A 2,699-nucleotide genomic window follows, 5' to 3' on the forward strand; every position below is an offset into this window, starting at 1 on the left:
AGGGGTTTGATTTGTCCTCACTATCTATTACGTTGCTATAGGACTGCCCGAAATTTCCTACAGCAATTACCGATCAAACGAACCTCAAGAAAAATCTTGAAAGCCTTGCTTTGCAAGGCTTTCAAGATTTTTCTTAGTTTGGATTTGAGCGCAAAGCGCTGTAAAGATTAACAGTAAAAGTAGTTCCCTGTCCGACTTTGCTCTCGACCGTAATTTGCCCTTGATGACTTTCAGCGATCGCTTTGGCGATCGCTAGTCCCAGACCCGATTCGCTGGTAAAGGAATTGGCGGATTTAGAACTAGACTTGCTACTTTTTTGCGGTTGATAGCGATAGAAGCGCTCGAATATTTGGGATAGCTCAGTTTCGGGAATGCCAATGCCCGTATCCTTGACCTGCACCTGTACTCGATCTTGAGAATTACTCAGCGCTGCGATCTGCACCTTGCCGCCCGTCGGTGTATAGGCGATCGCATTACTCACCAGATTTGTAAATAAACGCCCTAAGCGATCGCGATCTCCTGAAATAATTAGTTTGGCATCTGGGCTGGGCAATTCAAGGCGGATTTCCTTTTGCTGGGCGATCGCTTCCTGTTCTTTGCCTACTTCATACAGGATTTGCGATAAATTGCAAGCTTCTCGGCGTTGATTGGTCATTCCTCCATCATGACGCGCTAAAAATAATAAATCGTCAATTAATCTCCCCAAACGGCGGGTAATCCTTTCAATCGCTTCCAGTTGCGATCGCTGAAATGTAGGATCGGGATCGGCAAGCGCCACTTGGACATTGGTCTGAATTACGGCGATCGGATTGCGAAGTTCGTGGGAAGCATCCGCCGTAAACTGTTTTAACCTTTGATAGGATTCGCGTACGGGTTCTAGGGCAATTCCCGCCAGCCACCAACCACATAGTAAAACGACAAATATCATCAGCGTCGTACCGATGGCGAGATCGAGAAACAATTGCTTAATCGGTTTAGTAACTTCAAACCAAGGATGGCTGATGCGTAAATATCCTAAAAGCTTGCCATTGATGATGATCGGCTCGGTCATCTGTCTTAATGGCTCAGCATCAGATAAATGTACGGTGTGATATACAGGTCGCAGAATCCCCCTTTCCCGCAATTGTAATGACTCCGTATTGATATTAGTCGTCCAAAGAATTTCCCCCTTAGCGCTGAACCAGTCAATATCGATATGATCGGCATCAATTGCTTGAGCGTTTGCCGAAAAATTGCGACTAAAGTCGGATTCCAAATCAATTAAATTAGATCGGATCAGCGATCGCTCGATTACTTCGGCAACGTGATCGATGGTGTCATCAATGCGATCGATTAAGGTTGATTGGACGTAGAGATAAAAGCCCGTGGCAAAGACAATTAATAAAACTGCGGTCACGCTCGCATACCAAAACGCCAAACGACGACGCATGGATTGAAAGACAGGATTGGGAACGACGGTGGTCATAGATCGTTAAAACGCTCTTTGAGAGGTAAGGGACTTGCGACTTAATGAAGTACCAAATATAAAACCAGAATCGTTGGTGCGGCGGAGCCGCACCAACGATTCTGGCAAATCTGGATTGGCATCTTATTTTCTCGCAAGTACCTAATAATGGAAGATGCAAAGCATCTTCCATTATTTTTAATATTCAAATTCTTCTAAAATAGTCAATAGTCTATTTTGGCAAGACTTAGGAATCAGATCGCTTAAGGGAAGTTCACGATTACCACCACCAATTTCGATCGTAGTTCCATTTAAGACCTTAGCGACATCCGCCGAAGTGATACCATCGGGTAGCATGGGATAAAACTTTTCCGCGAGGGGACGATGCAAATGGGCATCATTTAAATACAAATGCCACTTCGCAATGTCAATGTAAATATCCTCGGCGATCGTTGCGGCTAATTGTTCGATACGTTCTGAAGTACTCATGGAATTAAAGGTTGGGTATATGGCTATAGCCAATTATTTTAGAGCAGCTATGGCTACAGTCACTTGACTTAGGACAAATCAAAACCCAAGAATTAATTGGCGGAGCAAAGCTCCGCCAATTAATTCTTGGGTTTTATGTCCTAGTACAGCGACAGCTATATTTCCCTCCCAGTCTAAGTAGGCAAAGATGGGCAGCGCGAAACGCTGCCCATCTTTAGTTCTCTACATTCTGCATCTGACTTTCTTTGGATAAAACCCAAATGCCGTGACCGAGCAGCAAAACTGCCCAGATTACCGCTACCCACACTGACCATATCCATACTTTTTCAGTGATTGATTGAATAAACCACATACAGGTCATACAAGCCGAATAGATGGCAAGGTGCAAATAAAAGTTAACCCTACGTTCGAGGCTTTGGTATTCAGGATCGTTAGGATCGGGTGGTTTTGACAGCTTAGGCATAGAAAATCGAAAATTTCGCAAGTTTAACTAAAACTTATGCTAACCCAAAACCAGTTTATTTCTAAATTCTGCTTCCTATAACCATGTATAGCAGTAGCCAGTTATGTTAGGACAAAAACAAAACCCAGAAGAGTGTTGCAGCGCAAAGCGCTGCAACACTCTTCTGGGTTTAGCGCTTTGCGCTCAAACCTAAACCAAAGGAATTTTTAAAAGCGTTGCTGTGCAACGCTTTTAAAAATTCCTTTGTAGTTCGTTTAATCGGCAATTGCGGTAACTCGTTTCAAAACCCCAAAGATGAATGGC

3 protein-coding genes are annotated in these 2,699 nt (G+C 43.8%); all 3 read right to left on the minus strand.

Annotated elements, in window-relative coordinates; translation table 11 throughout:
* Positions 1–133: 133 nt before the first annotated feature.
* On the minus strand, positions 134–1,465 hold the full coding sequence (locus AC805_RS09500) for a cell wall metabolism sensor histidine kinase WalK (protein WP_055075205.1): 1,332 nt from the start codon (positions 1,463–1,465) through the stop codon (positions 134–136).
* 177 nt (positions 1,466–1,642) lie between these two features.
* Positions 1,643–1,933, minus strand: a complete 291-nt coding sequence (locus AC805_RS09505) for a DUF3181 family protein (RefSeq protein ID WP_055075206.1) — start codon at positions 1,931–1,933, stop codon at positions 1,643–1,645.
* Positions 1,934–2,147: 214 nt separating this feature from the next.
* Complete coding sequence (locus tag AC805_RS09510) at positions 2,148–2,396, minus strand: 2TM domain-containing protein (RefSeq protein ID WP_055075207.1); 249 nt, start codon at positions 2,394–2,396, stop codon at positions 2,148–2,150.
* Between the last annotated feature and the right edge of the window lie 303 nt (positions 2,397–2,699).

The organism is Pseudanabaena sp. 'Roaring Creek' (assembly GCF_001402795.1).
Lineage (GTDB): Bacteria > Cyanobacteriota > Cyanobacteriia > Pseudanabaenales > Pseudanabaenaceae > Pseudanabaena.

Excerpts from the sequence above, each read along its gene's own strand:
- AC805_RS09500 (WP_055075205.1), bottom strand. The coding sequence starts at position 1,465 with ATGACCACCGTCGTTCCCAATCCTGTCTTTCAATCCATGCGTCGTCGT.
- AC805_RS09510 (WP_055075207.1), bottom strand. The coding sequence starts at position 2,396 with ATGCCTAAGCTGTCAAAACCACCCGATCCTAACGATCCTGAATACCAA.
- AC805_RS09505 (WP_055075206.1), bottom strand. The coding sequence starts at position 1,933 with ATGAGTACTTCAGAACGTATCGAACAATTAGCCGCAACGATCGCCGAG.